Source organism: Aquimarina sp. MMG015 (assembly GCF_018100855.1).
GTDB classification, from domain to species: domain Bacteria; phylum Bacteroidota; class Bacteroidia; order Flavobacteriales; family Flavobacteriaceae; genus Aquimarina; species Aquimarina latercula.
On the sequence record NZ_JAGJEB010000014.1, the window covers coordinates 65,691 to 81,029 of the forward strand.

Consider the following 15,339-nt stretch of genomic DNA (forward strand, 5'->3'; position numbering starts at 1 on the left):
TTTTTTATAATGATCCTAAATTCGTTTTTCCTAGAATTATTCTTCCGTATAATTCTTCATTCTCATTGTCGCAATCAAATAGTCTTCCTGTTGGATATACATTGTTAAGACCAGATAATGCTTCAATAAGTTCAATTAGTTCTGGTTCTGGCTGTTCTTGGTCAAGAGATGTATTTGCCAGAAGATATGCTTTGTATGCATTTTCAAACTGTAATAATTCGTTATCGTTGGGGTCTTCTATTTCATTTTCTCTATACCCAACCCAACATATTTTGGCTAGCACATGGGCAGGTAATTCTTCTTTGATAATTCGTTCCATGTAGTTTCTAAAATCTGTATTAGAAAACCTAAGTGTATATCCAGGTAATACAATACTAACACGATAAGAATAGGGATCTATCGGCTCACAATTGGTACACTCATCTGTACAAATTGGCATAAAAACACCCTCATTTACATCTGTTTGATTAATATCTGGACGAAGCATCATATGCTCTACAATAAATAATCCTTCTTCTGTAAAATCTTCCTTCATAAATTTTATAAGATCTAGAATGGATTGTTTTATTTCTCCTTTTGTTTGATAATAGGTAAATCGCTTTGCTATGATTCTATCGGGGTCATTTTCATTCTCTATGGCAGGATTAATAATGTCATAAGAATATTTACCCGAATCAGCTTGATGAATCTGTATATTATCAATCTCCGCATGATCAGAGAACCCTTCTTTAAAAACTTCTTCAACTTTAAATTCTCTAGTTTGAATAATTTGAAGAACAGCAAAAAACAGTTCTCTATTTGCAGCAGAAGCATCAAAATATTCTTCAGTACCAGATAATACGATAGAATTATTCAGGTCTCTAATTCTCCATCTATACACTTTTTGATTATCACTATTGATTAGGTCATATATTTCTACAAAAGAATCGGTGAGATGTCTTCTGTTATAATCTTTAATACCTAAAAGACGAGCTATCCTTTTTTGCACACCTGAAACATTAGAAGTATCCCAAAGATTTTCTGGAGGTTGATTATAATAGTTAAACGCATTACCTCTATCCTTGCTAACTACTTTATAATCTTTTAAAAAATCTTCTTTATTTCTTAGTACTACTTCATCGGTAGTATTAGCATAAATAGACTTCATAATAAAAGAATACTCAGTAAACCGTTCGGCAAATCGCGCTAACAAATGATCTAGAATTTCGTTTCTTCTTTCAATATTATTATCTAAATCCTCATATAGAACATTGGTTAAATACTCATCGTTATCCATAGGATAACTTGAAACTAATTCATCTAGATTCTCTATACCCTGTATCGCCTGAGTGAAGAACGTTTGTGTTAAATTTCCGCTTACAGAAAGTAATTCTTTTACTTGACCTAAATGTTTAAAATAACTAGCCAAAATCTGATCAAAAAATAATAGATATCCCTTAAGTTGCTTGGCTTGTGATTTTCTTGCAGTAGATGATCTTGCTGGTAATCCTACCTCACTAATTCCATAAGTATCAGGAAAATCATTTTGAACAGTTGTGTAACTATCAGTTTTAAGATATTTCCCTTTTGGAATTTCAAGTTCTTTATCTGCTCCAGCTTCAGCAATAGCTTCTTGTTCTTCTTTCTCTAATTCTTCGAGATAAATATCAACCTGTTTTTTATTAATATTGAGTGGTAATAATCCTTTGTTGTAGTTAAAAACGCTTTTATCACACACAATTGGTTTTTCATATTCTTCCAAGCATATTACCCATTCATTAGTATCAGTAGCTTGATCTCCACAATATCCAAGTGAGATATCTTTTATATTAGTGACTCCTGGAATACCCATAATAATTTTCATGATATCAGATAGCCTCACCTCGCTGCGTAAATCTGCTTCTATAAGTTCATTAGTATCTATAAAACCATTTTGCAAAACTGGACCATCAAAAATCTCTAAAGTTGAATATCCTTTATCAAGCATTTGAGTCAATGAATAAAAATTTACCGTAGTTGAGAAATATGCATCAATTGCTCTTAACATCAACGCATGTACTTTTTCTTCATCCGCATCTGTACTTACTTCTATATCAGCACAAATTTTTACAGGGAATTCTTGTATTTTTTCTATTGTAACTAGATCTTCGCAAAGATTACGATACGCATGATAGCGTTCTCTTATTTTTATGGTTACCTGGTCTATACCTGCTTGATCTAGCTCCTCAAAATCAACATATAAATCATATAACCCTTTGAGTATAAATTCTTTTTTTTGCCCGCTTGGGATCAAACTAAAATCATCTGGATTATAGGATAGCAGATCATCTTTGCAATTAACATATACTTTCTTTGTATGTTTTGCCAGCCAACAATTCTTAACTCCTTCTATATCTATAAAAAGTTTGCGATAATCCAATGCCGTCACGGGACTGGTGGGTAGTACTTCTGAAGCTTTGAAAAACTGAGTTTTTACATTTTTAGTAATATCGTTAGATGCTAGTACATTTTCTATAGGAAGCTCAATTCTCATTCCTAAATCAGTAATAGCATAACAAAGCATTTCGAGCATTGTAATTCCTGGATCATGCGAGTTAAAGTCTGTCCATAACTTACCCCCTAATTGTTCTATATATTCGATGCCTTTTTCTTTTAAATAGAAAAAGTCTAAATCGTCTTGTGTAGCGACTTTTTTCGGTATGCTAATATGTTCGTTTAGTACTGACATGTTTCTGCTTCTTCAATTATAATAGGATCACAAACTTTAATATCGGTTGATATCAGATGATTTTTTGCTGATACCAAAATATGTTTTGGACTAGTTGGAGAAAGTACCTGAACAAATTCTAATTGTTCTAGATAGTCTTCATCCTTTGGGTTTTCTGGAACTTCTACTCCATCAGGATGCTTAGCCATTTCTAATTCGGATAAGTAATCCACATAGAATAGCTTCTCTACATAGTCGATAAGCGTACTACGATTTAATTCTATCCCGAAAACAATTTCTTGTGAGGTATCAAATGCCCATGGAGATAGGAATTTAACAAGATCTTCGTTTAGTTGTTTTTGATAAAAATTCTCATCGTATTGCTCATAAAACTTTACATTCAATCTAATTAGTACTTGCTCGTATTGAGGGTTCATCGCCACTGCTTCTACATGCATGGTGTTTAATTGATTAATGAAGTTTTGAATTTTATTAAGGGTTGCTGTACTTAGTCTAGGTTCGAATATGTCAAAAACATTTTTGTCTACGATATCTGGAATAGCAACCAAGGTTACATCTCCAGGAGATAAAAAAGAGTCATTCGAAGTATGATTCAAACATTTCACTCTAAACACTTCTGGGAACTCTTGCATAATTAAATGTTCATAATCCCAAAGTGTAATGGCCCTATTTTTATGTCGCAATCTTTCGCTTATTCTTCTGTAATATTCATCATCAGACTCCAATGGCTTTCCATCAAAAGAATTGTAAGGTTGTGAAGCTCCTTTTATCTGTGGAACCCTACTAATTAGTTTTGAAATAGATTCTGCCGGAAGTCCATTATAGAGATGTGCCAGTTCATTATTATTATTTTCAAATTGAGCTAATACTGCTTGCGCCATGATGTTAATCACTTTACAAACTGCATCATAATCTTTGTGCATTTTGGCTCTAATCCAAATAAGATCTTCTGGAAGTCTAGTATTATTTTTAGTAGCTTGTTTCGGAATACTAAATTTAACAATACCCGATTTTAGGAAATTATCAATACCATTGTTCAGCAAACTTTCTTCAAGATCCATCCATTGATTATTGCAAAGTACTGCCCACTCTACTCTTTGTTTTCCAACAAATGAATCTGCATCTGGATTTTCACTACCTTCTAAAATTTGAACCAATAAGGAAATTTGCTGTGAAACTTCTGCTTCTTCTAATCCGATATATAATTCACCACCATGACAATAATCAGGTACAATCCAGCTACCAGTATCTGCATTTTTAGTTAAGATACTCTTCTTTTGTGCTTGTATTTTTAAATAAGAATGTTCTTCATATTGTCCAAATGGATCTTCATGAAATAGTTGTATCCGATTGTTCCCATATTCGTTTTCTCCGTCTGCAGTAAAATCAGTGTTTTCTTCGGCAGAATAGTTAAAGGTTATAACATCGGCAAAAGGTGTATATGGGTCATTAGGTATCAGCGTTTCATCATTATCACTGGATAATGCCAAGGTATATATTCTTGGGAATAGGAAATGTAAAAAAGATTGGTTTAATGTTAATCGTAGTGGACCGCTCTTTCCAATTTCATATGAACTACCATCTACAGAGAAATTTGTTTCATAAAGGTTATCATCAACGAGATCTTCAAACAAAATCACACTTTCTGGATTGCTCTCATTATCCCATTCTTCTTTATGAAAAACCGCCAGTTGAGCTTTAAAATGATCGTCACCCTGAACTATTAAGTCTTCAACATTTGTATTTAGAACAATATCAGTTTCTGCGGATTCTGTTGTCAAGTCATCAATACCATCTTCTGGTTGATTAGCAGATAAATTCGCCGCATTAGGATCTATAAACATTCCATCCATAAAGATATTTCTGCTGGTTCCCTCAAGGTAAACCGACTTGTATGCTTCATACAGCTTTACAAAAGAATCAGGAGTGTTTTTCCATTTGATATTTACGTTGATAGTCTCCCACTTCTTCAAAAAAGCCTCTGGAAAATTCATTTTAAAAGAGGATCCAGTCATAGGTTGGGTGGTAAAAGGGTAAAAGGGTTTATTTGCATTAAGAACTCCCGTATCGCTATCTAAGGTTAGCGATTTTATATCTCTTACATCAACACGTATTTTGATTCCCGAAACTATTTTTTTAACTAATTTTCTAAACAGTACATGCCCTTTTTGATTATCTGTTTTTATTAAAAACCGAATAATAGGATTAGTAGTTGTAAAATTTTCTCCAAGTGTTTCGTTATCATATTTCAAAATTGGAGGAGTATCCTTTGAAATTTGAAAAACTAACCGCAATTGATTCCCGAAAATACCTGATGATCGATTGGTATCTGTACCATTAATATTAAAAGGAACATCCTTACCTAGTTGAAAAACTCCTAGCCAACCTTCTTCTCCACTACATTGTATTTCAAGATTTTCTAATAAATCATCTTGAGTAAAAGGAGGTGTTGTAGTATTTATGTTTTCTGTAAAAGTAATCGTGATATCTATATTTCTTTCTCCCTCTTTGAGATCAAACATTGGTGATGCTATCGCAAAACCTAATCGAGCATCTGGTAACTCTGTATATCTTTTTTCTCCAGATGTATATCCAAACGGAAGCCAATAATTTGCATCATCTGGTAAAGCCTCTTCTAGTCCATCTAGCGAATTAGCCATTGAACTATACTTGATCTCACCCAGATTGATATCATTATATAAACTCTTTAGTTGTCCAACTTTAGCCTTATTGGCAATCAGTTCTTCTGTGGTTTTATAAATGAGTTTATTGCCATTAGCATCTTTACCACCATCTAATGCAGTTTCTTTTATTACTCTCTCTTCTACACTTTTTTTAGCCAGTTCGAAAATAATATGAGCTTTATCCTCTGTTGCTGGAAGTTTTTCTATCTGTAATATTTCTTTGTAGAAAAAATCAAGATGTCTTTTGGTAATCCTATTAAATCGTTGTTTAGAAAACTCTAATAACCTTAAAAAACATATAAACAATGTCATATGAGGAGTGATACTACTCTGAGCTTCCAGATCTTCAATTGTTTTGGAAATCTTATTTTTTAGTAGTTGATAATCGCTATCTGTTCTTTTAGGAATGTCTTGATTAGTAAAATCGAAATGATTAAAAAGTTCTTGCCAATCACCAGATGGGATTTGATTATCATTTGTTTCAAAGAAATTTATGTGTTTGGCAAAATTGTATGCAAACAATAACCAGTCTTCAAGATCAAAGTCATGAAGTTCTAAATTAGCTGGATCCAAGACGCTATTAAAACGTTCCTCTTGATCGGTTCCATTTCTTTTAAAAATTATATTGTCTTTATGTTTCCCGTCGTTACACATAGATTTATTAGCGCATTATATGTTGGTTCCTTCTTCTTTATAGAAAGGAAAAACTACATTTCTTCTTGAGTTTGTACTTCTAATCAAGTAATCAATTTTCACAAGCAATTTTCCTTCTAATTCATCTGTTTCAGAGATATCAATTTTAATTACATCTATTCTTGGTTCGTGATAGAGAATTGCTGTCTTAATTAGTTCAATTACAAAAGTTTTTAAGGTTCTATCAAGGGGTTTAAAAAGAAGCTCATCTAAGTTACATCCATAGTTAGGCACCATAATTCTTTCTCCTAATCTAGTTGTCAATAAAATCTCTAAACTCTTCTTGATATCCTCCTCATTAGAAGTCATCAACACATGTTTTGCTGTTTTATTAAACTCTGGCGGAAATCCCCAGCCTGTACCTAAAAAAGAATTCTTATTTTCCATAACTAACCTCCTATTATTACTGTAGGACATCCTAGTACAATTACTCCTCCATGAGCAGTACTATCTCCCATTCTTGCTGCTGGCATCCCTCCAATCATTACTGTTCCAGACCCCATAATTATTGTATCTGGTGGTCCTACACATACTGCCATATCGCCAACTCTTGCTGCTGGCAACCCTCCGATAAGTACAGTAGGTTCTCCTGGTGGTAATATGGGTCCTCCTACGTGCGGTACTACTCCTGTCACTAATGGACAGGTATGCATATCTGTAATTCTTGCTGCTGATGGCATTGTCTATCTGTTTATAATTATTGGTTCTTTTTAAATCTTATCAATTAATTTGTACTAGTGACCCTTTAAGGGTTGCAATTGCACTTGAAGAAACTTCTATACCTGCTCCTCCTTCGGCTTTGCATTCTGCACTTGCTTTTATATTTACATTGGTTCCCTCGATATTAACATCTCCTGATGCATTTAGACTAATATCTCCAGCGCTTTCTACTGCTATACCCGAACTATCAATTGTAATTACATTCGAATTATCATCCTCGACAATAATTGAACCTGCATCTTCATCTAACACTATTTTTTTTCCTGCAGGTGTTTCAATAGTTATAGACTTTTTATCATCATCAAAAAGTACTTTCATTTCGCTTCTGGTAACAAATCCTTTTTCATGATTATCATCGCTTGCGGTAATAGGAGAAGGTTTAGCACTGCTATGTAACATTCCTAGTACCACAGCATCATTCGGGTCATCATTTATAAAACCAACGATCACCTCATCCTCTATTTCGGGTCTAAAGAAAGCACCTCGATTTTCTCCAGCATCCAATGATGAAACTCTACACCAAATCCCTTGTTCTTCGTTATTGATGATTGGAATCTGAACTAAAATTCTTTCTTCTCCATCTGGGTCTTCTTCAAGTTGACTTACGATTCCTACTTGTAATCCACAAATTCCTGATAGTAATCCTGATGCTGGTAATGCATTGATATCATAGGTTTCAGAAAACCATTTAGGGTTGATCCCAAATTGCGCATCTACTGTCCAATTTCCTTCTGCAATGTGATGACTTACTCCTGTGATATAGATCTTACCATTAAATCTATCTCCTACTCCTTGTAGATCTAACAAAGTTCCTGGTTTTACGGCTGGTACTCCTTGAAACTTAACTCTACCTCTTACTTTTGACAATTGTTGAAACATCCACTTAGCATCGCTCCAATCCTGTAATTCTTCTGTGGTAAGCGATCCTCCATGACGTAATTCTAGATTTTCTAAAGCAATGACCGAAGAAAGGTCTGAAGCAGATAAATTACCGTTTAAAGAAACTGATGGATCATTTGCTTCTACCTCGACAATTTCTTGATCAGAATAGTTCCATCCATAAGAAGTAACCTTATCGATCTGATGTCTTGCATCTATCTCTGCGTCTAAGTCTAAAATAGTTGCTCCAAAGGTTACAGTTTCAACTGGATCTGTACTAAAATCTGGTTTAGCAACCTTTAATTCACCATTGTCTACAAAGCAAAGCTTGCCATTTGCTTGAGCTCGTGAAACCACATAGTCCCAATCCGACACATTATACTGTACTAACTCTTTATGCTCATAATTGGTAGCCTCTACATCATTAGCAATACCATAATCGCCCGCAATTTCTTCGATAATATCACTGTCTTTTTTATCATAGAAATACTTGCTTTTTCTGCCTATTGTAAGTTTGACAGCTTCATCCCTGCACTCCACAATAAGATAAGAACCATTAGTTCTTATTTTTATATTATGTTTAATGACAATTCCTTTGAAAATCGTTTCTTCATCAGAATGGTATCCAGCGGTAATTTCGATTTCTGCTCCCGGTACAACTAGTTCTTGATTACTTAATTCAAAATCTTGTTTAGAGGGTTCTCCATCTGTTATAATCAACTTAGCAGTAGAGATTCTATTAACCTCCTTTTGGATAGAAATTGTTTTAACCTGATAGGCCTTAGACAACTCTTCTCCGTTGACAAGTACCTTGCTTGTAACAAGGTCTGCGTTTTTTGATGTCTGTATTACACTGCCTTCAGCCATTTTTATGATGTTTTTTCTATTGGAGGAAAGAAAATTTCTTTTCCTACTTCTAATTGTCTAAATGAAGTGATCTCATTTACTCTTGCTACTTCCAAGTAATACTTAGAATCTCCATAAATACGATGCGACATTAAAGGCAACGTATCTCCTTCTTTTACCACACGTACATGTGTTAAATCAGGGGATTGATTATTCTCTTTTGCTACTCTAAGATCATCTTCTACAAAACCTTGAAACTTTGCCTTTGCTACTGCACGGATCGGTGTACCGTCAGGTTTAAATAGTTTAAATTCTATGCTCATTTCGGTAAGACTCCCTTTGAAAAGAAGAGTCCCCCACGAAATCATTAGATAGTTTGGTTTATGTTCGTCCCCATTGTAATCTAGGATTACTTTTTTAAACTTTTCGATATCATCAATGATACCATCACCTTCGTCTTTAAAGACTTTATTACCCGAACTACTCCCAGGATCACTACCGTAGTGAATTATAACACCTGATCTATCAAATAAAAATTCTAATTCAAGATCTTCTGGAAGTTTTTTATTAAACTTAGGAGATAAATCACTGGTACCCGAAGCTTGATCCTCGTTTTGCTCGATTTTATAATTAAAGGTGTATTTTTCTGGATTTACCAAGGTGGTAAATTCACCATCTCCAACTTTATCATTAAATTGTGGATCACTATAGGCTACAACCTTTAATTTTTTTAATTCTCCAGTACTCATTGTTTATCGTTCAGACTGTTTTGAAATGATCTCCATGATTTGTTCTACACATTCTGCAACAATCATATCCTTATTTCCTGATGGTTTACCTCCTTTTGGGGCATCCGTATTTTTCTGATCATTGTCTACATTTATTTTGATATGTAATTCTTTAATTTCGATCGCTCCCATGATTATCAAATTGTATTATAATAGTTATACACCAGTTCTATGGTTTCAATAACCACTTTACTTTCTTGAGCATTAAAATCAGCTATAGACCATTTAATTGGATAGGCATGCACAATATTCCAGGACAACAACGGCTCATGCTTTTCATTTAAAAGTTTAACAATAAGATCTATAGGTTCAAACTCAAAGTTTTCGACAGCATCTTTGCACCAACTGATTACTTTAGAATCTACCAATAAGCCTCTTTTTAAAACTAAGTTTGGATATTTTGTTCTAACCGGAATTTTATGCTTAAACCTATTTTCTCCACCTTCAGTAACATCTTCTGTTTCTACATCTACCGATAATCCAGCTACAGACTGAAATTGATGATCTACTTCACTAGTTGATAAACCAGTAAACTCGACACTAAAATGAAAGCCAACGGGTGGATAATAGGTTGCCATTAAGATGCTATTTTAAGACTGTTAATTGCAAATTCTGCCGATTCAATAGCAATCTCATTTCCATCAGCCTTAAGATCTGTGGATTGTATCTTAAGTAACCAAGCATCTTGTGCTTCCCAAGTTAATATAGGTTCATGTTTTTCATCTAACAAGCTAATGGTAAGGTCACTTCTAAACTTCTCTTCGCCTTCTTGAAAGAATACATTCTTCTTCCACATATCATAGAACTGTCCTTTTGTAGAAACAAAAGTTCCTCTTTTGATTGCTATGTTAGCAAACTTGGTCATCCCTGGTTGTTTTTTCTTGAAGTAGTCATTATCCGCTCCTCCTCTATATTCTATTACTTCAGTTTCAAAGTCTAAACCAGATACTTCGGTACAATTTAATTCGGTGTCGCCTCCAATTGTTACCTTAAAATGGAACTTTGGTAATGGATATTCTGCCATGATTTCTATGTTTTATATTGTTGATTTAAATTATTATAAGTTGATTAAGCTTCTTGCATTTTATGAGAGAACTTAAGAATGATAAATTCTGCTGGACGAACAACCGCCATTCCGATTTCGATAATCATATTTCCATCAAGAATATCATCAGCTGTCATCGTTTCTCCTAATCCCACATTTACATAAAATGCTTTATCAGGTGTAGGACCAGCTAATGCTCCTGCTCTCCATTGTAGTGTCAAGAAATTATTGATCATTGCTTTTACTCTAACCCACGTATTCATATCATTAGGTTCAAAAACAAATTGTTCTGTAGCTTTTTTGATAGATTCCTCGGCCATATTAAAAAATCTTCTTACTGGCACATATCTCCACTCCTTATCATTACCTGCTAAGGTTCTTGACCCCCAAACCAAAGTTCCTTTTCCTGTAAAAGTTCGAATTGCATTTACAGATTTTCCTGCTACAGTATCTACATTTAATCGATCCTGTTCTTCATTGGTTATTTTTATAGAAGGTTTGATTACATAATTTACTCCAACATTTGCTGGCGCTTTCCAGACTCCTCTATCACTATCTACTCTTGCATATACCCCTGCCATAGCACTACTTGGTGGTAACTCAAGAGGAAGGATTCCTAATTCTACTTTAATTAGGTTATAAGTTGCACTATCTATATTCTCAATAGCTGCTAGATTTTGACCATCAAGAGAACCAGTTATAACGCCATCAGCTGCTTGTGCTGCGGTAATTGCATCGGTTAATGCAGGTGTTATTAATGCTATCACTGCCTGAATATCTGCTTCTATGGTCGCAACGGCTGTAACGGCTGCTGTAGATTCTGTTTTTACTACTCCACCACCAGGTGCGCTATTGGCTGCCCCATTAATATCAGTAATATGTCCTTCTAAAGCTGTGATTAATGTTGGAATAGCACTCGCTCCTGTTATTGCTGCATCCAATGCTCCTGCAGCGGCAGTCACTCCAGCTTCTCCTACTGCATTACCATCAGTCGCTGCACTGGATCCAGAGCTAACTACACTATTAAGTGCATCAACAATAGGTTGGATTGTATCGGTAATAGTAGTTCGATTAGTATTGGCTTCTCCATTAGTACCTGCTTGTAAAACTGTATCTGCATCTGTTAACGCAATGACTAAAGCTGGAATACCATTTAAAACAGTTTGTATGTCTGAAGTACTCTGGGTAGCTGTTGCCATTGCAGTAATACTCTCTGGAGTTTCATCTTCGCTGGTATGACTAATAGCAACATTAGCTTCATCATAACTATAATCTAGAATGGTTTCTAAATATGGGTAATAAGCAGCACCATATTTTAGGTAATCTTTTTCTAGGTTTACTCCTGAACGCAATGCTACAATTGGAGCATCACTAGTATCATCATAACTATAGGTATCTATGATTGCAAATCGATCCTGAAGATCATTACATTGAGTTAAGGCATTATTATATAATGCGAAAAATTCGTTTGGATCTGCAATTGCAGTAGCATCAGGAAACAATAACAATGTGGGCTCATCTTCTTTTTTAAGAAGATCTAACCCATCATTTAAATCACTAAATAATACATTTCCTCCTGTATAATCAGCTACAGAAACAATGTAACAAGGTCCTCCTCCATTTGCAAAATACATCTGTAAGGCATAATACATTAAATAGGGTTGTCTATTAGCTACAACCTGATCCTTATCAATTGTAATATTTCTTTCTATATCTCCATTTACTAAGGCATCAAATATTGTAACTTCAATATTTACCTCTGGTAATGCAAATCCAAAGTATGTTTCATATTCTAACATAGAAGTAATTCTGGTTGGCTTTTGTAACAAATCATCTGCTACCTTTTTTGTTGCCTTCTCAGTGTATCCTATAAAAGCTGGAATTGCTGTTTCTACTTGGGCTACGGATGGAGGAAATTTAACAATCTCCTCTATATAAACCCCTGGTGTTTTGTACGTTGCCATAATTTTAATTGTTTTTAAATAAAAATTTCAGAATATGTTGTTGTAATATTTGTGTTTACATCTGTTGTTTGCTTTATCAAATCTGCTGTTGGATTCGGAAAAGTATATTTTTCAATATCCGATGGAAGCGGAGGTACAATATCAGCATCAGGATCAATTTCGATAAATCCGTTTTTGGTTAAAGGTTGAACAGAAGAAGTTTCTAATTTCTCATCATCAGATTTATTAATATATTTCCAAATTGTTTTTCTGTTATCAAAATGAAGCTTATAAGAAGGACTAGGATCTAATAAATAGTTTTTCACATCATTAGGATCTGAGTTATCTATTGTGATAAGATCCATGCTATTATCCCCTATCGTATGAAGTTTAATAATGCCGAGCAATCCTTTACTCTTTTCTGATTGTATAGCTTGGTTTAATAGATGCTTAGCTTCATCGGTTGCTAAATCACCTTCCTCAACTTCTGCCAATAGCTCTAAATAAGGATTGGCACTTGCATCACCATTCTCCTGCAATATGTTATACCAAATTGCTTGCGAACCTTCTTCTGATAATAAATAATTCTGATCTATTAGATCGTTAGATGAATTTAAAGGGATATATGTATATGGATCGGATTCTGTACTTGGTTTTATATTTGAGAAATAGTACAATCTATTTTTCTCTTTGGGTAACTCTGTATAATTATCAAATAGGTAATCGTTGTTGTATATGAGGAATGTAAACCCTAGATTATCATCGAGAAAAATTGTTGATTTATAATCATCATTTTCTTCTACAACCTTGTTAAGTACTATAAAACCATCCGTCCCCTCTTTCATAATAATTTTATGATCTCTAAAAACCTTTTGCGTAGCAGTTGTTGGAACCACTTTCAAAAAATCTTTAAAAACATACTTATTTAATCGTATAACCTTCTCTTCATTATTCATCGAGGTAAATGAAATAGATCCATTATCAAGAAAATATGAATGATGCAGCTGCACCTGAAACATCTCTTTATATAAAATACTAAAAGCCAATTAATTACGTTTTAAACTTCCATTAATCTCTGTTATCAAACTACCTTCGGATTGTGTTACATCTCTTTCTATCTCCAGTACACTAACCTTATATATTACTGAAGGATATTGTTTACCCCCTAGAGTTCCCCAGATAAAGTTCATTTCTTCAAATGATGGAGTAAAAAGCTCTGTTGTAAACTTAAAATCACCTATCTGATCCATTCCATCCAAATCCCTGTCAAAATTTGTATTAGATTGTGTAAAAATCTTCTTGGATTGAAAAAATTCTACCACTCTTGAAATACTTTTTAATGATTCTTTATAATCATTCCTATTTGCCGAAAACATTATATAAAGATTCAAATTAACTTTGTTGTTTTTATAGACCACTTTTGTGCCTTCTATTTTATGATTTAGAATATTTTTTAAGGTGGATTCTTCTTCTGTATGTAATAGCGAAAGAACAATATTATTGCTGTCCGAGGGTTCATCATCTTCAGACTCCACAAAAGCTATATTATCTAATGAAACTGGTTTTTCTTCAATTTCTATGTTGAAAAAATTATTAACCTCCTCTGTAATAATCTGTAACACTTCGAATATCATATCCTTTTATTATCGAATTAACTGATTTGTATCTAAATTTTTTACATCTAGCGTTAGATATATAAGATCGCTTGCATACTAAAAAATTAAAGAATTCGGGGCAGGTTACTAATTCATTGGGGTTTGAATATTCTCAACCAATAAAAGGGAATTATATGTTTGATTAAGATGTTATAAAATTATGTTTTAGACAGATCATTTGGTATAGTTAAAACACGGAATCTGTAAAGGAAAACAACTTTATTATATAGGGGTAAATATCCCTAACAAATTACTGTTTTGTAATACTGTATTACCATCCTATCATTAACAAAATAGTTTACAAAACCAGAGTGCTCTTCCCTGAAAACCGTGAATACATTTTCACTAAAAGAGGTGTAAAAAAAAAACGTTTTATTCCGAACCTTTGTAGTGTTCAAAAACAAAAAGCATTTTTATTATGAAAAGCACATTAATTAAAATAATATTCTCCATTAGTTTAATATTTCTTCCTAGAGTCAAAGCGCAGCAGTCATTACCTTTAACCAATGGAACTTCTACTAATGGTATTTCAAAAACTATAATAAAACCAAAAAGTAATAGTAATACGTATTACTACAGCAATGGCTCTATAAAAGAAATTAGAGAAACAAGTAACAACAAGTTACATGGAACCTGGAAATTATTTTATGATAATGGCCAATTAAAAAAAGAAGGGATATTTAATAATGATAAAATTCATGGTCAATGGAAAATCTATGATCAAAAAGGACGATTAATATTTATCGAAAACTACAATAACGGTGATGAAGATGGAATATGGAAAGCTTTTTATTCTAATGGAAAAATAAAAATTGAAGGAGCATTTACTAAAGGTAAGAGACAAGGTACCTGGAAAACATATAACGAATTCGGAGAATTAAGAAAAATAGTAACATTTGAAGATGATATAGAAAAGCGAGAATTAATTTTAGATGATAAATCTAAAGATTTAAACTTTTATTCTATAAATCAATCCATTGGAAATTATTAATACTTCTTCCAGAAACTCACAAATCATGTTAGCAATCGTTTTACTAATCATAATTGTTACTGCTATAGTAATATATTATCAATTCTATTGGATAAAAATTGAGCAACATTATGAATGTATAAATTATGAAAATTATTCTTTAATTAAAGAATCTCCTTTTTCCGAAGAGTGTAGTTCTTATCAGATTTTAAGAAAAGAAAATGAAATCTGGTTCAAAAGGGATGGATACTCTCTGTTTTATATTTCTTTAAAATCAATGGACTCAAGAAATGTTGAGTTAATTGGATTGGATGGTTATGGTATAAGAAATATGGAATTTAAAAAATACATTTGTCGATTAGTGCAAAAAATAAAAATCAAACATAATAATCAATAAAAATAAAGGAGA

14 protein-coding genes are annotated in these 15,339 nt (G+C 33.2%); 2 read left to right on the forward strand and 12 right to left on the reverse strand.

Features of this window, described 5'->3' with window-relative positions; translation table 11 throughout:
- Window positions 1-4: 4 nt before the first annotated feature.
- The 12 genes from J8L88_RS20745 to J8L88_RS20800 are packed head-to-tail and all read right to left on the reverse strand — an operon-like array spanning window position 5 to window position 13,939.
- A complete protein-coding gene (locus J8L88_RS20745; protein WP_211061733.1) occupies window positions 5-2,707 on the reverse strand; it encodes a hypothetical protein in 2,703 nt (900 codons plus the stop codon).
- Window positions 2,695-6,045 carry a baseplate J/gp47 family protein gene (locus J8L88_RS20750; protein WP_211061734.1) on the reverse strand — a complete coding sequence of 1,117 codons (3,351 nt, stop codon included), beginning with the start codon at window positions 6,043-6,045 and terminating at the stop codon, window positions 2,695-2,697. The genes J8L88_RS20745 and J8L88_RS20750 overlap by 13 nt, the downstream gene beginning before the upstream one ends.
- Window positions 6,046-6,060: 15 nt before the next feature.
- A complete protein-coding gene (locus tag J8L88_RS20755) occupies window positions 6,061-6,471 on the reverse strand; it encodes a GPW/gp25 family protein (RefSeq protein WP_211061735.1) in 411 nt (136 codons plus the stop codon).
- A 2-nt stretch (window positions 6,472-6,473) separates the two neighbouring features.
- On the reverse strand, window positions 6,474-6,764 hold the full coding sequence (locus J8L88_RS20760; RefSeq protein WP_027393862.1) for a PAAR domain-containing protein: 291 nt from the start codon (window positions 6,762-6,764) through the stop codon (window positions 6,474-6,476).
- A 40-nt stretch (window positions 6,765-6,804) separates the two neighbouring features.
- Entirely contained in the window at window positions 6,805-8,550 is a 1,746-nt protein-coding gene (gene vgrG, locus J8L88_RS20765) for a type VI secretion system tip protein VgrG (RefSeq protein ID WP_211061736.1), read from the reverse strand.
- Between the two features lie 2 nt (window positions 8,551-8,552).
- Window positions 8,553-9,278 (reverse strand): hypothetical protein, encoded by a 726-nt coding sequence (locus tag J8L88_RS20770; protein ID WP_027393864.1) that lies wholly within the window; start codon window positions 9,276-9,278, stop codon window positions 8,553-8,555.
- 3 nt (window positions 9,279-9,281) lie between these two features.
- Window positions 9,282-9,449, reverse strand: a complete 168-nt coding sequence (locus J8L88_RS20775) for a DUF5908 family protein (RefSeq protein WP_211061737.1) — start codon at window positions 9,447-9,449, stop codon at window positions 9,282-9,284.
- 5 nt (window positions 9,450-9,454) lie between these two features.
- Window positions 9,455-9,895, reverse strand: a complete 441-nt coding sequence (locus tag J8L88_RS20780; RefSeq protein WP_027393865.1) for a phage tail protein — start codon at window positions 9,893-9,895, stop codon at window positions 9,455-9,457.
- Entirely contained in the window at window positions 9,895-10,341 is a 447-nt protein-coding gene (locus J8L88_RS20785) for a phage tail protein (RefSeq protein ID WP_027393866.1), read from the reverse strand. The genes J8L88_RS20780 and J8L88_RS20785 overlap by 1 nt, the downstream gene beginning before the upstream one ends.
- 44 nt (window positions 10,342-10,385) lie before the next feature.
- Complete coding sequence (locus J8L88_RS20790; protein ID WP_211061738.1) at window positions 10,386-12,326, reverse strand: phage tail sheath C-terminal domain-containing protein; 1,941 nt, start codon at window positions 12,324-12,326, stop codon at window positions 10,386-10,388.
- 14 nt (window positions 12,327-12,340) lie between these two features.
- On the reverse strand, window positions 12,341-13,351 hold the full coding sequence (locus tag J8L88_RS20795; RefSeq protein WP_211061739.1) for a hypothetical protein: 1,011 nt from the start codon (window positions 13,349-13,351) through the stop codon (window positions 12,341-12,343).
- Entirely contained in the window at window positions 13,352-13,939 is a 588-nt protein-coding gene (locus tag J8L88_RS20800; RefSeq protein WP_118386678.1) for a DUF4255 domain-containing protein, read from the reverse strand.
- 439 nt (window positions 13,940-14,378) lie between these two features.
- Between J8L88_RS20800 and J8L88_RS20805 the strand changes: the two genes are divergently transcribed.
- Window positions 14,379-14,951, forward strand: coding sequence for a toxin-antitoxin system YwqK family antitoxin (locus tag J8L88_RS20805; RefSeq protein WP_211061740.1), 573 nt, complete (start codon window positions 14,379-14,381; stop codon window positions 14,949-14,951).
- A gap of 25 nt (window positions 14,952-14,976) precedes the next feature.
- Window positions 14,977-15,327 carry a hypothetical protein gene (locus J8L88_RS20810; protein WP_211061741.1) on the forward strand — a complete coding sequence of 117 codons (351 nt, stop codon included), beginning with the start codon at window positions 14,977-14,979 and terminating at the stop codon, window positions 15,325-15,327.
- Window positions 15,328-15,339 lie beyond the last annotated feature (12 nt).

What these genes read in the sequence shown, in the direction of transcription:
- J8L88_RS20745 (WP_211061733.1), bottom strand. Translation starts at nt 2,707, where the DNA reads ATGTCAGTACTAAACGAACATATTAGCATACCGAAAAAAGTCGCTACA.
- J8L88_RS20750 (WP_211061734.1), bottom strand. Translation starts at nt 6,045, where the DNA reads ATGTGTAACGACGGGAAACATAAAGACAATATAATTTTTAAAAGAAAT.
- J8L88_RS20755 (WP_211061735.1), bottom strand. Translation starts at nt 6,471, where the DNA reads ATGGAAAATAAGAATTCTTTTTTAGGTACAGGCTGGGGATTTCCGCCA.
- J8L88_RS20760 (WP_027393862.1), bottom strand. Translation starts at nt 6,764, where the DNA reads ATGCCATCAGCAGCAAGAATTACAGATATGCATACCTGTCCATTAGTG.
- vgrG (WP_211061736.1), bottom strand. Translation starts at nt 8,550, where the DNA reads ATGGCTGAAGGCAGTGTAATACAGACATCAAAAAACGCAGACCTTGTT.
- J8L88_RS20770 (WP_027393864.1), bottom strand. Translation starts at nt 9,278, where the DNA reads ATGAGTACTGGAGAATTAAAAAAATTAAAGGTTGTAGCCTATAGTGAT.
- J8L88_RS20775 (WP_211061737.1), bottom strand. Translation starts at nt 9,449, where the DNA reads ATGGGAGCGATCGAAATTAAAGAATTACATATCAAAATAAATGTAGAC.
- J8L88_RS20780 (WP_027393865.1), bottom strand. Translation starts at nt 9,895, where the DNA reads ATGGCAACCTATTATCCACCCGTTGGCTTTCATTTTAGTGTCGAGTTT.
- J8L88_RS20785 (WP_027393866.1), bottom strand. Translation starts at nt 10,341, where the DNA reads ATGGCAGAATATCCATTACCAAAGTTCCATTTTAAGGTAACAATTGGA.
- J8L88_RS20790 (WP_211061738.1), bottom strand. Translation starts at nt 12,326, where the DNA reads ATGGCAACGTACAAAACACCAGGGGTTTATATAGAGGAGATTGTTAAA.
- J8L88_RS20800 (WP_118386678.1), bottom strand. Translation starts at nt 13,939, where the DNA reads ATGATATTCGAAGTGTTACAGATTATTACAGAGGAGGTTAATAATTTT.
- J8L88_RS20805 (WP_211061740.1), top strand. Translation starts at nt 14,379, where the DNA reads ATGAAAAGCACATTAATTAAAATAATATTCTCCATTAGTTTAATATTT.
- J8L88_RS20810 (WP_211061741.1), top strand. Translation starts at nt 14,977, where the DNA reads ATGTTAGCAATCGTTTTACTAATCATAATTGTTACTGCTATAGTAATA.